Consider the following 17,335-nt stretch of genomic DNA (forward strand, 5'->3'; position numbering starts at 1 on the left):
AAAAAATAAGAAACAATGAAACAGTTTATATTATTAGTGTGTACGGCATTAATGCTTGCCGTTGCACCGTCAGCCAAAGCCCAATTTGTAGTGACAGATCCTCTAAATCTAGCTTCAGGTATTGTTAATAGTGCGAATCAAATTATACAAACCTCTTCGACTGTATCCAACGTCATCAAAAATTTCAAGGAAGTAGAGAAAGTATACAAACAAGGAAAAGAGTACTATGACAAGTTACAGGCAGTTAATAATCTTGTAAAGGATGCCCGCAAGGTGCAACAGACTGTACTTCTAGTGGGGGATGTATCCGAAATGTATGTAAAGAATTTTGGAAAAATGATGAACGATCCAAATTTTTCTCCTCAGGAATTGGTCGCAATTGCAAACGGTTATTCTGCATTGCTTAATGAAAGTACTGAACTTCTGAAGGAACTCAAACAAATCATCAATTCGTCAAGTCTCTCTCTGAATGATAAAGATCGTATGGATGTTATCGATCAGGTATATAAAGAAGTAAAAGCGTATCATACTTTGGTTCGCTATTATACCAATAAGAATATCTCTGTAAGTTTTTTAAGAGCAAAGAAACAGAATAATACTAAAAGGGTATTGGAACTCTATGGTACTTCAAACCAAAAATACTGGTAAGCTATGGAATTCAATAATCTTCATGAAGTTTTACGCTCGTTATATGATGAGATGCTCCCACTGTCTGCCGATATGGCGGCAGTGGCAAAAGGAGTAGCTGGACTGGGAGCTTTATTTTATGTTGCCATAAAAGTCTGGCAGGCACTCAGTCGAGCAGAACCTATAGATGTGTATCCTTTATTAAGGCCTTTTGCATTAGGGCTTTGTATTATGTTTTTTCCAACTATGGTTTTAGGAACTATTAATGCAGTGCTGAGTCCAATAGTACAGGGAACACACAGCATACTCGAAAATCAGGTGCTTGACTTGAATAAGTTGCAACAGCAGAAAGATCAATTGGAATACGAAGCAATGGTCAGAAATCCCGAAACTGCTTATATGGTTTCAGACGAGGAGTTCGATAAAAAACTGGATGAATTAGGTTTATCTCCTACAGACATCGGGACAATGGCAGGTATGTACATGGATAGGCAGGCCTACAGTATAGAGAAAGCAATGAAGGATTGGTTTCGCAATTTACTGGAAATACTTTTTCAGGCGGCAGCACTCGTGATTGATACCATACGAACATTTTTTCTAATTGTCCTATCTATACTCGGACCAATAGCTTTTGCTATTTCCGTGTGGGATGGTTTTCAATCTACTCTCACGCAATGGATTACTCGATATGTTAGTGTATATCTCTGGCTTCCAGTTGCAGATTTATTCAGTTCGATGCTTGCAAGGATTCAATCTCTGATTATTGAAAAAGATATTGAAATGCTTGCTGATCCGAGTTTCATTCCAGATACCTCAAATACGATGTACATCATCTTTATGATTATCGGCATTGTAGGATACTTTACCATTCCTACAGTAACGGGTTGGGTTATTCAGGCAGGTGGTGCAGGAAACTTTACCCGAAATGTGAATCAGACTGCGATGAAATCGGGAAATATTGCTGGAGCCGGTGCAGGTTCGGCAGTAGGAAATATCGGTGGCAAATTAATGGGAAAATAAAACCAATCAAACATTTAAGAAAATGGAATTTAAAACACTAAGAAATATTGAAAGTAGTTTTCGCCAAATCAGGCTGTACGCCCTTGTATTTGCCGTACTCTGTATAAGCGTTGTAGGATATGCCGTTTGGCAATCCTACCGCTTTTCGGAGCAACAACGTCAAAACGTATATGTTCTGGATAACGGAAAATCCTTAATGCTGGCACTTTCGCAGGATGCGTCAATCAACCGCCCTGTAGAAGCAAGGGAACATATAAGACGTTTTCACGAACTGTTCTTTACACTTGCGCCCGACAAGAATGCTATTGAAAGCAATATGAAGCGGGCATTTAATCTCGCTGATAAAAGCGCCTTTGATTATTACAAAGACCTTTCAGAAAAAGGGTATTACAACCGTATTATATCGGGCAATGTACAACAGCGCATCGAGGTAGATAGTGTGGTTTGTAATTTTGATACCTATCCGTATGCAGTACGCACCTATGCCAAACAGTTCATAATCCGTTCGAGCAATGTGACCAAACGTAATCTAGTTACTTCCTGCTATCTAGTGAACTCTGTACGCTCGGACAACAACCCGCAGGGTTTTAATATAGAGAAGTTCGCAGTATTAGAGAACAAGGATATCGAAGTCATTGAACGCTAAAATGTACCGTATGAAAAATTTAAGAGTAAATATGGATAAGTGGTTTGATAGGCTTGAAGAAAACTGGCTGGCATTACCAATTAGGAAACAGCACAAATGTATCCTTTACTTTTTTTTAGGTTATGTACTTCTTACCGCTGGGGTAATTTTCAAAGTATGGTACGATACCAGAATGTCTGGTAACAATATGATTATCGAGCATATGGAAAACCCTGGTCTCAAAAAGAAAAAAAGCCCGGCAACCTTGCAGGACACAATATACACAATCATTAAAAATAAGACTTATGAAAGAAAATCAGAATAAAAAGACGGTTGTTCGGGTAACAGAAGGGAAACCGAACGAAACCGCTGATGTACTGCAAGACAATACACAGACTAAATTCGATAAAATTAAAAAGCCATTGATATTTGGCTTGATGGGTATCGTGTTTGTTGGTTGTATGTACCTCATATTTAAACCATCCGAGGACAAAAATAAAAATGAAAACATCGGACTAAATGATGTTGTACCTCAAGCAAGCGAAGCGGGTTTACAGTCGGACAAACAAAAGGCATATGAAGAGGAAATTTTAGAACAGAAAAATCAGGAAAAAAAGAATGCTCTGACTTCTTTGTCGGATTACTGGAATACGGATGAGAAAGAAGAGCCAAATGAATCGTCACCCGATGAAGGAGAAGAAGTTAATGATAACAATGCTGGCTATCAAAGAAACAATAATCCAGCTTTGAATAGTTATCGCAACGCACAAAATACCTTAGGAGAATTTTATCAGAAAGATAATTATGAAACCCAACAGCTCCGTAAACAGATGGAAGAGCTAAAGGAACAATTAGCAGAAAAAGAGGTTATTGCTCCCGATCCTGTAAAAACACAGTTACAGCTGATGGAAAAATCATATGAGATGGCATCAAAATTTCTTCCTGCAAATACTCAGACTTCTGCTCCTAATGGTACTGAAAAAGAAAGAATATCCGCTTCTACATCTGGTACACAAAAGGAATATTTTGTAGCCTTTTCTCCAGTAAGGAAAAGTCCTGTTTCGACATTGTATAGAGAGAATACTGATAGTGTATTTATAAGTTCGTTGTCAGGAAACAGAAACCGCGGATTTCATTCCACAGGTTCTTCCGAGCAAGTGTCACAACCTAAGAACAGTATTAAAGCCTCTGTATTGGAAACACAAACCATCATAGGAGAAACAGCAGTTCAATTACGCTTATTAGAAACTGCCCAAACACCCAGACATACCATACCGAAAGGAACGGTACTAACCGCTAATACTAAATTTCAAGGTGGACGTTTGCAGTTAAAAGTTACCTCGATCGAATTGGAAGGTAACATTATTACCGTAAATATTAACATCTATGATTTGGACGGACAACAAGGTTTGAATGTTCCATATTCTTCCGAAATGAACGCTCTTACCGAAATGGCTGGTAATATGAGCCAGACATCGGGAACCAACCTGATGTTGACCAATTCAGCAGGACAGCAAATTGCGTCCGATTTGAGCCGTGGTGTCGTACAAGGGATTTCGGGATACTTTTCCAAAAAATTGAAGATAGAAAAAGTTACGCTCAAGGCAGGACATCAGTTATTGCTCGTCTCCAAAAAATAATGTTGAACATAAATTAATAAACAATGAAAAATCACTTTAAAACCTTTTGGGCTTTTGCCCTTTTTATCGCCATACAATCCTTTGCACAGGATACTATAAAAAAACCTCTTGCTCTTGGTAAGATAGAACCCTATAATATGGAAGTTACCTATGACAAAACTTCGCATCTGATTTTTCCAACAGCAATACGCTATGTGGATTTGGGTAGTGAATACCTGATTGCAGGTAAAGCAGAAGATGCAGAAAATGTACTTCGTGTAAAAGCTTCTGTCAGAGATTTTAATGCAGAAACCAATTTTTCAGTCATTACCAGTGACGGACGCTTTTATAGTTTCAATGTATGTTATAATTCCTGTCCAAGTATATTAAGCTATGATTTGCAAACGATGCAAAAAAAAGTGGCTAAGGCAAATGGAAAAGATGTGCTTTTTGAGGAATTGGGAAATAATTCGCCATCACTCGTAGTCTTGTTATTGGAAACAATTTATAATCAAGACAAACGCATTGTCAAACATATTGGTTCTAAATGCTTCGGCATACAGTTTATTCTCAAAGGGATTTACATTCATAACGGAAAGTACTACTTCCATACAGAAGTAAGGAATCGAACCAATGTTCCTTTTCAGATTGATTTTATCAATTTTAAAGTGGTCGATAAAAAAGTAGCTAAACGAACTGTGGTACAAGAGATACCTGTAAGACCGCTACGAATGTACAAACCTTTGGATGCTGTTTTAGGCAAGACTACCGAACACAATGTATTCTTGTTAGATCAATTTACCATTGCCAATGATAAGGTATTGTTTGTAGAAATTTTCGAAAAGAACGGTGGCAGACATCAAATCCTTAAAGTCAAAAATTCTGATTTGATTAAGGCTTGTTTAATTAATGATATGCACCTAAAATTTTAGGAACCTTTTAAAAATAAAGATCGAAAAATGAAAAGGGCTATCTGTATAGTGATGCTAGTTTTGATGGGCATCACATTTGCACAGGCACAACGGTTGTTGCCTAAGAAGTATTTCTTACCCAAAGAAGAGTTTCGATTGTATTATACTTCTACATCTACGGTATCATAATCCTTTGATGTATGGATTTCTGATAGTTTCGGAAATGAAAAGAAACTCACTTTCCAATTCAACAGTAGTGATTAACGCGATAATTAAATAAAAGCAGAACCGACTTTTTAGGTCGGTTTTTTGCTTTCGGATAAAGTGTTCTGCTGTCCAATTAAATAAATTAGATTAGCTTTTCGGTCAGTCAATCTTTAGTTTTTAGTTCCCCTGTTCTGTATAAGTCCAATGCTTCTTGTAAAATGCGCTCAATTGTCTTAATAGGTAAATCTTTGTTTGGACTAACTCTAAAAATTTTCATTCGGGAACGTTTTCCTTCTTCCAATTCGGGGTGGTCAAAATATTTTCCTTCAACCATAAGAATATACGGTTCGTCCGTCTTTTTATCTGTCGATAAATAGCAAAGCATTTTTTTCTTATAGCAGAAGCAAGGCATTCCCCACTTCTGCGTTTCTGTAATATTGTTATCTTGGTCAAGAATAATGCTCCGCAATGCAAGCAGGCAACTCTTGTTGGGCTCTTCTTTTTTTAGATAAAAATTTTGAAGTTGCGTAACCATTTTTTCTATTTTAGGGCTATTAAAATATCAACCTCTGCATTTGCTTGATCTTTAGCTTTTTCGCCATAAACTTCAAAGTCTGCGGAAAATTTTCTTTCTAAATCCGTTTCCCAAATTTCTAACCATTTGTTTATAACTAAATTGTCCATCAAATTACCTTTGGTTGATAGTTTCATATTTTCCACCATCAAACGATTTCCCCACCATTCCATCAGGAATAGTATTCAAATTAGTCACTTTACAGCCTAATAAAGTAGTGTAGGTCTTTGTATGGTCGCTTTCGTATTCTGTATATATCGAATATATTGTATTGTCAATTTTGTTCGGAATTAACTCTAAAATATTCTTGCTGACAAAGTTATCCCATAATTTTGAGATATCTGTTGCTGCTTGGTTGTTTTCATTTGAAGTTCTTACCGAAATACCAATTACTTTAAAGGGCTCAATTTTCACGTTGTTCATTTTGATTTTTTTTTTATGAATCACAAAGCTAAAAAGGGGTTGTGACAACCCTATGTCAAGGGTTCTGAGAATATTTTGCTTTGCAAATTTCAAAATATTCTTGCAGGTTCATTTTATGAGGTTCAAACGTGTCTATTAACGTGGTCAAATTTTGAATTCGGTCTAACCGAAATGATCTAAACTCCTTTCGTAAATGGCAATTGGCGATAAGTAACCAATTGTCTTGGGTGCTATAAATGGCAAACGGTTCAATAACACGATCTGTTGTTTGATTGGTATCTGCACCTTGGTATATTATTCTAACACGCTTGTAGTTTGTTAAAGCGAGCTGTAATCTTGATAGATAATTACTTGTTGGATCGTTGTCTTCTTTATACCTGAATGCGATTCGATTGGAGAGTAAGTTCGCTTTCTCTTTTATATTGTATCGCAATACCGACTTTATTTTATTTATAGCCTCGCTATATTCTTTTACAAACGAGGCATCTTTATTTTTAAGAAGCAACTGTTCAGCAGTAATTAATGCGTTGGCTTCGCTTTCGGTAAACATTACAGGTGGAATTCTGTAACCTTCCATTATGGTATAACCTTTACCGTCTTCAGTAAGTATTGGAACACCCGCCTGTTCCAATGCTTTAATATCCCTATAGATTGTTCGCTTGCTAATCGAGAACTTTTCAGCTAGTTCGGTAGCAGTCCATAGTCGCTTGGTCTGTAATTGGGTCAAAATTGCAGTTAATCTGGAAAGTCGCTTTGTATCGTTATCGCTCATTGGGAACTATAAATAGTCTTACTACTATTCCATCCAAATTTACGAAATAAAATACATAGGAGATTTCGTTATACGCCAAATACTAACTTCCTTTTTTGGGAACGCAAGGAAATTGATCCTTCAGGTTAACACTATTGATTAAATGGGTAAATTCTTGCTCCAAAAAAAGCATGATTTACTTTTTAAGATGTGTCTTGAGAAATATTTTGTAATTTTAAACAGTTGATTTAAAAATGATTTCGTTATGGTTGCATCATTGGTTATCGGGATACTATTTTTGGTTTTAGGGTTGGCGCTTCGCTACTGGATTAATCGTAGAAAGTTTTGCAGGCGTACTCCTACGGGCGCAGAAAGTTTTTCTTCTTATGAAAAATCGGTTGTTATTAAATTCATTGAACGAGTTGGCAAATGGGTCGCTTATGCCTTGATTATTTTCGGACTCTTGTCATTATGGGTTTATTCCCGTGAAAAAAAAGATAAAGAAAATCTACCACAAAAAGTAAAAACTGAAAAGAGCCTTCTATATCAATAGTTGAATAGAATTTTAGACATGTATCTCAATTATTTGAATCTTGCAAAACTGTTGTAAACACCCTTTATTTCACTCGCCTGTCTGTTTGACTTATTGGCAAGTCGTTAATACTTGCAAAGCGTTTTTTCATAAAACCATTTTCGTCAAACTCCCAATTCTCATTGCCGTAAGAACGAAACCATTGTCCGTTACTGTCGCGCCACTCATATTCAAAACGAACAGCAATTTTATTGTCTGAAAAAGCCCATAGTTCTTTTTTAAGTTTATAGTCTAATTCTCTTTCCCATTTGGCCGTCAAAAACTCTTTTACTTCTTCTCGTCCATTGACGAAAAGGTGTCTATTTCTCCATTCGGTGTCAATTGTGTATGCAAGTGAAACTTTTTCAGGGTTTTTGGTGTTCCAAGCATCTTCTGCCATTTGTACTTTCTGTCTTGCCGTTTCGAAGTTGAACGGCGGAAGTGGTTGTTTCTTTTCCATTATTTCAATTTAATAACGTATTTACTATTGTTTTTGATTTATGCACTGCCCATTGCTTTTTGAAAAGTTGACTTTCAATAATTGCACTCTCAAACAGCAAATAAATATGGTCAGCTAATTGGTTGTCGTCTAGGAATTGTCTAAAATATGCACGTAAATCATTTTTATGATTTTGGATTACGGTTAAAATTTTTGTATTTTCTGTGGGAATTTCAGAAAGTAAATTTAGAAAACTACAACCTCTAAAATTTTCAGTTTCGTTCATAAAAATCAGAAAGTCAAATGATGCAAGAATTTTTGTTTTGTTTGTTTTATTCTTTGCTGTGAAGGCGTTGAGTTTGTCAAACCAAAAATCGTGTCGCTTGTTCAAAAACGCGACACACAATTCTTCTTTTGATTTAAAATGCTGATAGAAACTTGCTTTTGCAACTTTAGAGTCCGCAATAATTTGATTTATTCCCGTTGAATTGTAACCCTGTTGGTGAAAAAGGGTACATGCAGTTTCTAAAATTCGTTCTTTTGGTTGCATTGTCAAATTGATTACGATGCAAATGTAAAGGAATTTTTCATAAAAACAGACAAGTCTGTCTGTTTTTATTTTTACTTTTAATTTTGCAGTTGGTCCGATAAGATCGGATACAGATCTACAAGAAGTAAGCATTACAAATACGCATATTCCTCAATAGCATCTACCTTTTTCAAATTTAAAAAGTGATTTAGCAATGAAGCACCATTGCATAACTTATTTTATATCAATATATTTAAGGTGTTTTCAGCTATACCATTTTAACTGCAGCGCTATGACAGACCCAGTAGAACGTACCAACAGATTTTATATCGAAATGTCCCGAAAAGTACTCTCTGAAAAGGAATATGAGTTATTGCAAAAACTCTTGATCGAAAAAATAACCCGCCAGCAGGCGGCACTCTTATATGGGATCAGCATGGAGCAAATCGATCAGGTTTACAAAAGAACATACAACAAAGTAAAAAGCGCAACGGAAATTCTTGGAGAAATTGACCACTACAAAAAGCGGTTGCAGGAGCTAAAAAACGACGCTAAAAATGCTGCATTTCCCATTAAGAAAATGGAAATTAAACTAACAGAGGATCCTGATCGGAGCAGAATTCTGCAGGAGAGTACTTTTGTTTTTAGCAATAAGATGCTCCATTTCTTTGCAGATTTAGAGCTACATACTATAGGGCAACTGGCCGAAATCCCCCTTAACAATTTTCATCTTTTCCGAGGATTTAAAATGCAGTTAAAAAAAGAGCTGGTCGCTTTTATCGTTTTTGAAAACATTGAGCGGCACTTTAAAGGCTTTTCTACATGGAAAAAAAAATTGATTGAGCAGTAACAACTATCCAAAATCCAAAGGCAATCATGCGGATTTCTTTTGCTTCTTTTCTTTGTCCGCTCCTTCAAAGAAAAGAAGGCCGTCCAAAATAATACTATGGATACTCCCTATCCCTGGCAAAATCTTCGCAGCGTTTTAGATTAAAAAGACGCTTTGTGTCTTTTTAATCTAAAACGCTGTATCGCTGTCCCACAAAAATATACGCCCGTCCTCTGATCGGCGGCGTATTTTTGTTGGCTAATTTTTCGGATTATTCGACTCGAAGCCCCCCCACAACATAAAATTGGGTCTTTTTCTTAAAAATAAAATTCATCAAGTGTTTCAGTTGGCCCCAGTAGCATAGGTGGCGGTGCGTCTTTAATTAACTTGTCTGCGTAATTTTCGATGGTAAGAGAAACAAGTACCAAAAGACTACCTTCTGACTCTCTTGTTAGGGTAATGTGCACCTCATCTTGCAGATTCATCTGTGCTAGTAGATTTAAAAAATTTATGTTCATGGTTTCAAAATTTTAAAGTGGTGTTTACTGGTTCTTTTTTGGGCTAGCTGTGATCCGAAAATTTCTCGATTTTCAAGCCTACCCTTTCAGAGTGCCACTAGTTCTCAACGGTTCTATTCTTGATGCTGAACTGGGCACCGTTTCCGTGCTGCGTACTTTTATCTTTAGCAGTGTAGCTGTTATTTTAAACGCCTTGAGTAAGTTCTTGCTTTATGCAGTTACTAACAGCTTTAATAGATACTCTCTTTTGTGCTACATCGGGATATTATGTTGGGTGTAGGAGATCATTGTTTTTGTCAAAGCTTTCAAATCGGATAAAATCGCTGTCTTTCAAAATAATAGTACAAAGAGGTACTGCGTTAAAATTACAACTCAGCAGTATTTTTCTTAGTATTTCTTACAGGTGATCCTTACGATATTCATAAGTATTGTTTTTAAAACTCTCGCCTTAAAGGCGAGAGTTTTAGGTTCTCTAATTTAGGGTTAAAATTTGGGCTCCTTCTGCCTGAAAAACGCTGCACAAATCAAATGCCTTTTGCCCTTTACTCTGCGCGGTACCTCCCAGGACAATTGACTGGAGTTTGGCCTCACTGTCTTTGTATTTTCTTACATTCTGATAGTATCCTGTAACAGCGTTGTATGCTCCAAACAACGTGCCTTTGGTCGTGTCCATTTGCTGTGTGTCGCTTATCATCGCATAAGAAAAAGCATCTTCAACGGTGTTTTTAAACACGGTGGAAAGGTCATCTTCTGCACCTTTTTTTAGTAAATCCAATGTTTCCTTATTCGGGCAAAGTGCCAATTGAATAAGCTTTCTTACCTCGTTGTCTGTTACTCTTACTTTTGCCCACTGATTGAATATACCTTCTAGCTGTGTGCTTAAAGTGTTTGCCAATCCCATTATTTTATGAGCATTTTCAATACGCTGTTTTGCACCCGAAGTATGTTTTATACGTACTACATTGGTCATATTACGGAGTGAAGCGTTCATTGTATTTTGACATACGATACGAATAGGTGTAAAAGCGGCTGTGATACTTCCGCTACCATCGTGCGAAGTAGTTAAGAAAATGTACTTTTCTGTTACATCATCGCCCTTACCTACACGGATATAGTCGGGTAATTTGGCTGTGATAAATATGCGTTCTCCGTTGCCTAATGCTCCAGCGGTTTCGTACAGAATACCCTCGCCTCCACCTACAATAGCATCAAAAAAATTAAAGGCTTCACGGTTTTGCACGATGTGGTAATCCTTCCCAACTACACCCAATACCGTGTTATTATCGGTGCGGATGTTGGCGAAATAGTTAGGTACTTCTAATTCGTTACTGCCTATCTCAATGCCGTTAGCCGTTTCGATAATGCCTGAACTTTTAGTCAATAATGGGGATTTTACGACTTCGTAATCTAATCCTGCGTGTTTGATAGCTTCCTCGCTCGTTGGGTATTGCTCTACGATTTGACCTAAACCGTGCCACGCTTTTTGTTGTACGCTAAAAAATGAATAACGTCCTGTTCTCTCGTTGAAATTGATGTTGTGTGCCATAATACTAAATTTTTGATGTTAAAAATTATTGAATACTCGTTGTTAAAATGGGAGGTCGTCGATTGTTTCCTGTGCTGTAACCTTAGTACTTTCAGTTTGCGCAATAGCCTGTACGGTTTCAGTTTTTCTGACACCTCCTTGCAGTTTGATTTGCGAGGTATGGAAATTCAGTCCTGCTCTTATTTCTCCATCATGACCCGCCCACGCTCTTGTGCTTACCCTGCCCGATAGTTCTACCAAAGTACCTTTTGTGAGTAGCTTGGCTACGTTCGGACTTATCCAATAATTACAGTCGAAATAGGTTGTTTGCTCGATGCGCTCACCCCTTTTGTTGCGGTAGCTGTCGTTTATGGCTACTGAAAAATTTACGACTTGTTTGTCCTGTGCCGTTGTGCGTACTTCCGCATCTCTTGTCAATCGTCCTGTGATGTTCATAATTTCTACTTTTTTGCGTTATTAAATTTGTTCTAATTTTATTTTTTAAAATTTATTCGGTAAGGAGAGGTGGTGCTGAAGTTTCGTTTCTCTTTTTTACCATTTCCAATGTTTATATTTTCCATTTCTGCCATTTTTTTTATTCGTTTAAAGAGCCGGAGTATGCTTTGTTTCGTTTCACGAGCATAAAAGGTTCGTGTTTAGCAGCAACAAGGTTTTGACAAAAAATACGACCCGAATGGGTGGAGATTTTTTGATAAACCCGCAGGGCATGACCTTTTTGCTGCGTTAAGAACACGGAAATACCTTTGCTCTTGAAATGGGACAAATCAGCATACTGGCTCTTGAATAAAAAAAATGAATTGGAAGTAATGAAAATGACTCTGTGTAAATGGCCGATGTGATTATAAAAAGTACATCCTTGCAGTTACCTATTTATCTCTTGTGTAAATAAGTGGCTAAGGAAGCCACGGAAAGGGTATTGCAGAAAATATTGAAATGGGTTACGGAAGGCATTTTCTTCAATACTCTTGATTCAAACATCCAATCAAAGCTCTTTTATGAGTGCTGGAATTTGTAGTGGGAAAATAAATGTGCTTTATGGATGCTAAAATATGGGCATATAAAAAAAGCAGGATCGTTGAATCCTGCTTACTACTATTAATTTATTATAAATATCAAATGGTTTCAATAAAAATTTCTTCCATTATCTTAAATTTATGTGATAGTAAATATATCTCTTTGCTAATCTTCTGGCTGGTTATCTTAGCATAAATCTGTGTAATAGAAATATTTTTATGACCCATCATTTTACTAAGGCTTTTAAAGGAAACTCCTTCGGTCAGAAACATTGTTCCAAATGTATGTCTTGCGGTATGAAATGTCACCTTTTGCTCTGTTATAATCTCAACTTCTTGTACTAACTTATTAATATGGCTATTATAAACACTGTTGGTTAGGACAGGGAATATAAAATCATTGCGGGTAATACCTAAATTTTTTTGATTAATCGCTTATGAATTTCCATTACTCTCACATTTGAAGCAACATCTGATTTATGCCTGCGGCTTATAATCTGGAAAAAACGGTCATCCTGACCATCACTTTCCAGTTTTTATTGACCATTACAATTAATAATCAAGCATTTTTTGAATTAGCTCCTATCACTCTGACAATTAAAACCTTAGCGATGTATTGTCATTTACTAAATTTACTATAATTTAACTCTCACTTTAAATTGGAACTCGGTAGTCAATATAAATGGAATTTTCATTATTGACGTAGTAGCTTGTTTTCATCGAACATGATTTCACAATCAAAATATCTAGCATGGTCAATGGGAAAAAATCGTTTCCGTTTGTAAACTTTGTTTCAGCAAATAAGTCTTCATTCTTCTAATAGAATCGGTAGATAGTGCTTTTGCTTGATTTTGTACTTTTTATAAATTCTTTTATTTTTTCATATTTCATTTTGTTGGTTCGTTATTGGTTAGATACAAGAACTCTACACAAGGAAATTAGTCACGCATCTATACAACAAATAGGAACAAACTTTGAAAAGTATAATCTATTAGGTCATTTTTAGGAAAAATATTTTTTTTGATAGTTCAATTACTGTTTCAAAGTGAGACACTGTTTAGTGGAATTTCAAAAACTGTGGAATTTTCGAGTGAAGCATCGAAGGTATCGGTTGGAATGTATACATTTTACATTAGTACGGGCAGGTAATTTGGAGTTTAAATCATTGATTTTAGTACTAAAATAGCCAATATAGGGAATGGTGGGGTGTGGATTTTGATTATTGTTCTCGGTCTTCCAGCGGTTACAGGATAATAAAAGTACGTTATTTACGCTTTGGTAGGTTATACGTGTTTACAATGTCTAGTCCTAAAAAAACCACTCCGTAATTGAAGTGGCTTTTTTATTGATTAAGTTTCTGTGTGCGAAGTCAGAAAACATTTGAGAAACTCACTACGACATAAGTAAAACGTCTCTTTTATAAACTTTCCAGTTTCCATTCTCCTTTATTAGAAGTACAATAAAGGTAGTTCCATATCTTCCAACTGATTTTGTTAATAGCAACACAGCTTTATTCTTATATATTTTAAAATTTTCTATATCAATTCTTCCAGCATACTTAATGGATTTATCTTGCTGATTGTCATTAAAGAAAAAATAATATTTACCAATACTTTTCGGGAAATTAGAATCTAACGTGATTATTGAATAAGATTTCTTATTTATAACATCCTTAAAAATTATGCCTAAATTTTTATTTTTTAGGAAATAAGCATTTGTAAGTTCCTCCAATCCTTTAATGTAATTTATTTTTCGAGAAAGCTTTACTGATAATTTAGGATATGATATTGAGTCACTAGGGGTAGTTATAAATGCTCCTCTACTATAAGCTACAGTATCGGCTATCTTTAAAAAGTTATCTTCAATAAACTTTTGCTTATTATTAATTTTATTGATTTTTTGTTCATTAATAATATCTTTTTTACAGGAAAGCAATACTGAACAGAACAAAATCAAAACATATATTTTTTTCGTTATCATAATTTAAAAATTAATTATTAAAAAAGGGGCGATAATTTATATTTATATTTATTATCTTTTAAATTCCAGTTGGACTGCTTATATAATTCTTTATAAGTTGACATATCCACTCTTTTTCCTCCATATGAATCTTGTTCCCATCCCCAACCCATTTCTTCTACTTCACGACCTGCATCCTTCTTATTCGCTTTTCTTGCAACATGAACAAATTCATGTATAATAGTAACTGCAATAAAAAAAGAAAAAGCCTGTATTTCTTCATTCGTTTGAACGGTTTCTAACCGTTGAGCTTCTTGGATATTAAGATAAAAAGCCGCACTGCCATTATTTAAGCCATAAGGATTATATGAATGTAAAGATTTTAATTCTCTAATCTCCATTGATACACTACTGTTAGAGTATTTTAATTTATCCAAAACTTCCATTGTTGAATAACCTGAGTATTCAGATAATGCCTCTAGAATTTTTGGATTAGATTTTACATATCCTCGTACTTGTCTTAATACTTGCATCGTACGGGGATATTTTTTTTCATATTCGAAAGCTTCTTTAGGATTAATGTCAGATGTATTAAACGTCTCTGTTGTACTACCTGTAGAGTTATCGTTACTGCCATTTTTCTTACTACCGTCAGCATTCATTCCATTACCTGCCATTGCATCTTCAAATGAAATGTTTTGTCCTGCCTTATTTACATATTGTCCCGTATTCCAGTTATAATGTTCGCCTTCCATTCCACTTGGGTCTGCCCAATAAACAGGATTTCCATTAAAAGCACTATAAGGCGATTGACTATAATGTGTAATTGGGTCAAATGTTGTAAATCTACCAGTTGCAGGGTCGTAATTCCTAGCACTCATATCATAAACATTAAGTTGTAGCTCGTCTTGCAGTTCTTTTCCATTATACTTATACTTATAAGGATTCACAAAGGTTTCCTAATCGTAATTAGTGTACTTAATCAATCATTATATAATTCAAAGAACTTGTTATTTCCTACGAAAATAGTTGGAGTTTATTTAATATCCTAATCGAATGTAGATTATAATCTGATTATTGAGCGTAAAAAAACCTATCAAACAAATGATAGGTTTACGATGTAAGCTCTTTTAAAATCTGTGTATCCAAATAATCACAAATTTACTTTTTTTCTGAACTTTTGGAAGGTTTCAGTGAGGGTGTATTCCCTGGTGTACCTTTATTATCACGTTGACGTTGGTCTGGTTTTCCTGTTGAGTCTGCTATTCTTTTTGGTCCTGGTTTAAGTGCCATAATTTTAAATTTAATTGGTTATATTCCAAAGATAGTCTATTTTTCAAATAGGGAAATACCTGTTTATCAACTCTCTTTGTTGATAACTATCCACTTTGAAATATTTCTCAGTAGTTCCAGGCCATTTGTGTCCTGCTAGTTCCTGAACACGTTCCAAAGGAATCTTTTTTTCATTGAGCCAATTGCAAATTACACTCATTCGGATGGTTTTCGGGTTGAGGTTTCTATCGGGAAACAATGCTTTTAGCGGTTCAATCATTGCGTGGATGCTATCAACTTTTATGGGCTTTCCAAGCTTGGTAATAATTAAACTCTGGGAATCACATCGTAATAGTTGGGGTCGTATTTCATTGATATAGTTGGAAAAGAGAATCATTTGCTTACTAACTAACTCTAGTGTTCTTCGGTTTAGATTGGTTGAAGCTTTGATGTAAATCGTTCCAGCATCTAAATCAATATCTTTTACATTAAGGCGGATAACCTCATCACTGGTAAGTCCTTGGTAAATCAGTAAACTTAAAATAACGTTGTTCCGAACATCTAAAAACTGGTAGCGGTTCTCTCTGGTTAGAGCTAGTTGCAGTTCTTCACTACTAAACAAATCCTGAACTTGTACCGATTGATTTTGCTTAACTTTAATGTTCAAACCTTTACATGGATTTTCCTCTCTTAAACCTTTCATAACCAAATAATCGTAATACTTTTTGATAGCTGATAGGATTCTCACTCTGTATTGAACGTTGGACTGTTTGAGACTTACTTCCTGCATATAGTTAACTATGTTCTGGTATTTGTATCGTTTGGCTTTGGGATTGGTCTTTAGAAAATGATTGATAGTGTACAAATAGCTGTCCGATGTCGTAATCGATAGGTTTTGTTTGAGATAGGTTTCCAAGGATAATTCTGTCATAGGCTTTTTAAAAGTTGGTTACTGGTTTTCTTTTCTTGTTTTTGATTGCGTATAAATAGGTGGTATTGATTTGTGAATGTCCAAGAAACGTTCTGATAAACTCAATTCCTGCATTGTTTTCTCCTAAGTGATACGCAATGCTATGACGTAAACAATGAAGCGTTATTTCCTTTTGAATAAGGTCGTATTTATGGGTTTGCTCTATCATTTTTTTGAGTAGGTCTCCTAGTTGTTCTCCTGTCATTGGTTTTGCTTTGTTGTTCAGAAAAAGAGCTTCACTTATTGTCGTTTGTCCTTCTTGGATTTGATAGCGTTCTTCAACTAAGTATTTCTTTAGATATTCAACAACGGTGTTGCTCATTGGTACTTCTCGTCTTTTGTCATTCTTTCCTTTGCGAACAATGAGCATACCAGTACTGAGTTGAATATCTCTTATCCCCAAGGCTTCAATCTCGGAACGTCTGAGACCACAACCATAAGCCACCGATAGCAAAGCTCTTTCCTTGTGGCTCTGGCAATGCTCATAAACGGTCTTAATCTCTGCTACACTTAGGATATTTCTTGAATTTTCACTCTGATTGCTGTAACTCGGAACATAAAAACCTTTTTGAATTTCTTTATTTTCTAATAGATTTGATACAAACAATCCCAAAGTAAACAAGTGAAATTTAATCGTTTTACCTCCTAGAGCTCCAGTTCCTCTGTGCTTGGGTCTAGCAATTAAATACTCAAAATAGGATATCGATTCTTTACTGCTCACGTTTTTGATTGCAGTAATTCCCGATTCTTCCAACCAGATAAGAAATTCAAAAACTGGAATTAGGTACATATTACTATTTCCTGTTTTATAATTGCGAACTTTGACAAATTGGTCATAATTCTTAAGAAGTTTCTGAAATGCTGAGGTTTGTATCGTTTTTTTCATGTTTCGTATCTGGTTATTAAAATCATCATTTCAAAATATTCTTTAG

At 35.5% G+C, this 17,335-nt stretch carries 21 protein-coding genes and 2 pseudogenes; 9 read left to right on the plus strand and 14 right to left on the minus strand.

Translation table 11 applies throughout. The features are described 5' to 3' along the window. The first annotated feature begins 15 nt into the window (after positions 1-15). The 7 genes and pseudogenes from AP058_RS07835 to AP058_RS17115 all read left to right on the plus strand — a co-directional run. Positions 16-648 carry a DUF4141 domain-containing protein gene (locus AP058_RS07835; protein ID WP_066308826.1) on the plus strand — a complete coding sequence of 211 codons (633 nt, stop codon included), beginning with the start codon at positions 16-18 and terminating at the stop codon, positions 646-648. A 3-nt stretch (positions 649-651) separates the two neighbouring features. Continuing rightward, the gene (gene traJ, locus AP058_RS07840; RefSeq protein WP_066308828.1) at positions 652-1,647 is read left to right on the plus strand and encodes a conjugative transposon protein TraJ; all 996 of its coding nucleotides are present in this window, start codon (positions 652-654) and stop codon (positions 1,645-1,647) included. A 22-nt stretch (positions 1,648-1,669) separates the two neighbouring features. Then, positions 1,670-2,293, plus strand: coding sequence for a conjugative transposon protein TraK (gene traK, locus AP058_RS07845; RefSeq protein WP_066308832.1), 624 nt, complete (start codon positions 1,670-1,672; stop codon positions 2,291-2,293). A gap of 10 nt (positions 2,294-2,303) precedes the next feature. Further along, positions 2,304-2,597: a nitrogen regulatory IIA protein gene (locus tag AP058_RS07850; RefSeq protein ID WP_066308926.1), complete on the plus strand. Its 294-nt coding sequence runs from the start codon at positions 2,304-2,306 to the stop codon at positions 2,595-2,597. Next, a complete protein-coding gene (traM, locus tag AP058_RS07855; RefSeq protein WP_066308834.1) occupies positions 2,578-3,912 on the plus strand; it encodes a conjugative transposon protein TraM in 1,335 nt (444 codons plus the stop codon). The genes AP058_RS07850 and traM overlap by 20 nt, the downstream gene beginning before the upstream one ends. 23 nt (positions 3,913-3,935) lie before the next feature. Continuing rightward, positions 3,936-4,823, plus strand: a complete 888-nt coding sequence (traN, locus tag AP058_RS07860) for a conjugative transposon protein TraN (RefSeq protein WP_066308835.1) — start codon at positions 3,936-3,938, stop codon at positions 4,821-4,823. A gap of 108 nt (positions 4,824-4,931) precedes the next feature. Further along, positions 4,932-5,066: pseudogene (locus AP058_RS17115) on the plus strand (TraQ conjugal transfer family protein); the annotation flags it as partial. Positions 5,067-5,172: 106 nt separating this feature from the next. Here AP058_RS17115 and AP058_RS07865 read toward each other — a convergent pair. From AP058_RS07865 to AP058_RS07875, 4 genes are read right to left on the minus strand one after another with little or no spacing between them, the layout of a single operon-like run. Continuing rightward, entirely contained in the window at positions 5,173-5,544 is a 372-nt protein-coding gene (locus AP058_RS07865) for a DUF1801 domain-containing protein (RefSeq protein WP_066308838.1), read from the minus strand. A gap of 5 nt (positions 5,545-5,549) precedes the next feature. Further along, entirely contained in the window at positions 5,550-5,720 is a 171-nt protein-coding gene (locus tag AP058_RS17335; protein WP_369815138.1) for a hypothetical protein, read from the minus strand. Beyond that, positions 5,698-6,006 (minus strand): GyrI-like domain-containing protein, encoded by a 309-nt coding sequence (locus AP058_RS07870; protein WP_369815139.1) that lies wholly within the window; start codon positions 6,004-6,006, stop codon positions 5,698-5,700. The genes AP058_RS17335 and AP058_RS07870 overlap by 23 nt, the downstream gene beginning before the upstream one ends. Before the next feature lie 55 nt (positions 6,007-6,061). Continuing rightward, positions 6,062-6,778 (minus strand): YafY family protein, encoded by a 717-nt coding sequence (locus tag AP058_RS07875; RefSeq protein ID WP_066308841.1) that lies wholly within the window; start codon positions 6,776-6,778, stop codon positions 6,062-6,064. A 244-nt stretch (positions 6,779-7,022) separates the two neighbouring features. Between AP058_RS07875 and AP058_RS07880 the strand changes: the two genes are divergently transcribed. Then, entirely contained in the window at positions 7,023-7,310 is a 288-nt protein-coding gene (locus AP058_RS07880; RefSeq protein ID WP_066308844.1) for a molybdenum ABC transporter permease, read from the plus strand. A 64-nt stretch (positions 7,311-7,374) separates the two neighbouring features. Here AP058_RS07880 and AP058_RS07885 read toward each other — a convergent pair whose 3' ends face one another. Together AP058_RS07885 and AP058_RS07890 are read right to left on the minus strand one after the other, a co-directional pair. Next, positions 7,375-7,788, minus strand: a complete 414-nt coding sequence (locus AP058_RS07885) for a nuclear transport factor 2 family protein (protein WP_082706608.1) — start codon at positions 7,786-7,788, stop codon at positions 7,375-7,377. A gap of 4 nt (positions 7,789-7,792) precedes the next feature. Beyond that, positions 7,793-8,317 (minus strand): TetR/AcrR family transcriptional regulator, encoded by a 525-nt coding sequence (locus AP058_RS07890; protein ID WP_066308847.1) that lies wholly within the window; start codon positions 8,315-8,317, stop codon positions 7,793-7,795. Between the two features lie 271 nt (positions 8,318-8,588). On the opposite strand from AP058_RS07890, the gene AP058_RS07895 reads away from it, so the two are divergent. Next, positions 8,589-9,146, plus strand: a complete 558-nt coding sequence (locus tag AP058_RS07895) for a hypothetical protein (protein ID WP_066308849.1) — start codon at positions 8,589-8,591, stop codon at positions 9,144-9,146. Between the two features lie 296 nt (positions 9,147-9,442). Here the strand turns inward: AP058_RS07895 and AP058_RS07900 are convergent, their stop codons facing one another. The 8 genes and pseudogenes from AP058_RS07900 to AP058_RS07930 form a co-directional block, all read right to left on the minus strand. Beyond that, the gene (locus AP058_RS07900; protein WP_066308852.1) at positions 9,443-9,643 is read right to left on the minus strand and encodes a hypothetical protein; all 201 of its coding nucleotides are present in this window, start codon (positions 9,641-9,643) and stop codon (positions 9,443-9,445) included. Between the two features lie 472 nt (positions 9,644-10,115). Next, a complete protein-coding gene (locus AP058_RS07905) occupies positions 10,116-11,189 on the minus strand; it encodes a DUF932 domain-containing protein (protein ID WP_066308856.1) in 1,074 nt (357 codons plus the stop codon). 42 nt (positions 11,190-11,231) lie between these two features. Next, the gene (locus tag AP058_RS07910) at positions 11,232-11,624 is read right to left on the minus strand and encodes a single-stranded DNA-binding protein (protein ID WP_066308860.1); all 393 of its coding nucleotides are present in this window, start codon (positions 11,622-11,624) and stop codon (positions 11,232-11,234) included. 677 nt (positions 11,625-12,301) lie between these two features. Next, positions 12,302-12,699: pseudogene (locus tag AP058_RS17340) on the minus strand (tyrosine-type recombinase/integrase); the annotation flags it as partial. A gap of 895 nt (positions 12,700-13,594) precedes the next feature. After that, positions 13,595-14,182, minus strand: a complete 588-nt coding sequence (locus AP058_RS07915) for a hypothetical protein (protein WP_066308865.1) — start codon at positions 14,180-14,182, stop codon at positions 13,595-13,597. A gap of 17 nt (positions 14,183-14,199) precedes the next feature. Next, positions 14,200-15,111: an RHS repeat-associated core domain-containing protein gene (locus tag AP058_RS07920; RefSeq protein ID WP_066308868.1), complete on the minus strand. Its 912-nt coding sequence runs from the start codon at positions 15,109-15,111 to the stop codon at positions 14,200-14,202. Between the two features lie 386 nt (positions 15,112-15,497). Then, complete coding sequence (locus AP058_RS07925; RefSeq protein WP_066308870.1) at positions 15,498-16,364, minus strand: tyrosine-type recombinase/integrase; 867 nt, start codon at positions 16,362-16,364, stop codon at positions 15,498-15,500. Between the two features lie 7 nt (positions 16,365-16,371). Then, on the minus strand, positions 16,372-17,289 hold the full coding sequence (locus AP058_RS07930; protein ID WP_066308873.1) for a tyrosine-type recombinase/integrase: 918 nt from the start codon (positions 17,287-17,289) through the stop codon (positions 16,372-16,374). Positions 17,290-17,335 lie beyond the last annotated feature (46 nt).

Origin of the sequence: Flavobacterium sp. TAB 87 (genome assembly GCF_001529295.1) — a bacterium.
GTDB lineage: Bacteria > Bacteroidota > Bacteroidia > Flavobacteriales > Flavobacteriaceae > Flavobacterium.

Bases quoted from the DNA above. Each gene is read 5' to 3' on its own strand.
- AP058_RS17335 (WP_369815138.1), bottom strand. From the start codon at position 5,720: ATGAAACTATCAACCAAAGGTAATTTGATGGACAATTTAGTTATAAAC.
- AP058_RS07930 (WP_066308873.1), bottom strand. From the start codon at position 17,289: ATGAAAAAAACGATACAAACCTCAGCATTTCAGAAACTTCTTAAGAAT.
- AP058_RS07905 (WP_066308856.1), bottom strand. From the start codon at position 11,189: ATGGCACACAACATCAATTTCAACGAGAGAACAGGACGTTATTCATTT.
- AP058_RS07925 (WP_066308870.1), bottom strand. From the start codon at position 16,364: ATGACAGAATTATCCTTGGAAACCTATCTCAAACAAAACCTATCGATT.
- AP058_RS07870 (WP_369815139.1), bottom strand. From the start codon at position 6,006: ATGAACAACGTGAAAATTGAGCCCTTTAAAGTAATTGGTATTTCGGTA.
- AP058_RS07875 (WP_066308841.1), bottom strand. From the start codon at position 6,778: ATGAGCGATAACGATACAAAGCGACTTTCCAGATTAACTGCAATTTTG.
- AP058_RS07865 (WP_066308838.1), bottom strand. From the start codon at position 5,544: ATGGTTACGCAACTTCAAAATTTTTATCTAAAAAAAGAAGAGCCCAAC.
- AP058_RS07835 (WP_066308826.1), top strand. From the start codon at position 16: ATGAAACAGTTTATATTATTAGTGTGTACGGCATTAATGCTTGCCGTT.
- traK (WP_066308832.1), top strand. From the start codon at position 1,670: ATGGAATTTAAAACACTAAGAAATATTGAAAGTAGTTTTCGCCAAATC.
- traN (WP_066308835.1), top strand. From the start codon at position 3,936: ATGAAAAATCACTTTAAAACCTTTTGGGCTTTTGCCCTTTTTATCGCC.
- AP058_RS07880 (WP_066308844.1), top strand. From the start codon at position 7,023: ATGGTTGCATCATTGGTTATCGGGATACTATTTTTGGTTTTAGGGTTG.
- AP058_RS07850 (WP_066308926.1), top strand. From the start codon at position 2,304: ATGAAAAATTTAAGAGTAAATATGGATAAGTGGTTTGATAGGCTTGAA.
- traJ (WP_066308828.1), top strand. From the start codon at position 652: ATGGAATTCAATAATCTTCATGAAGTTTTACGCTCGTTATATGATGAG.
- traM (WP_066308834.1), top strand. From the start codon at position 2,578: ATGAAAGAAAATCAGAATAAAAAGACGGTTGTTCGGGTAACAGAAGGG.
- AP058_RS07885 (WP_082706608.1), bottom strand. From the start codon at position 7,788: ATGGAAAAGAAACAACCACTTCCGCCGTTCAACTTCGAAACGGCAAGA.
- AP058_RS07895 (WP_066308849.1), top strand. From the start codon at position 8,589: ATGACAGACCCAGTAGAACGTACCAACAGATTTTATATCGAAATGTCC.
- AP058_RS07910 (WP_066308860.1), bottom strand. From the start codon at position 11,624: ATGAACATCACAGGACGATTGACAAGAGATGCGGAAGTACGCACAACG.
- AP058_RS07890 (WP_066308847.1), bottom strand. From the start codon at position 8,317: ATGCAACCAAAAGAACGAATTTTAGAAACTGCATGTACCCTTTTTCAC.
- AP058_RS07915 (WP_066308865.1), bottom strand. From the start codon at position 14,182: ATGATAACGAAAAAAATATATGTTTTGATTTTGTTCTGTTCAGTATTG.
- AP058_RS07900 (WP_066308852.1), bottom strand. From the start codon at position 9,643: ATGAACATAAATTTTTTAAATCTACTAGCACAGATGAATCTGCAAGAT.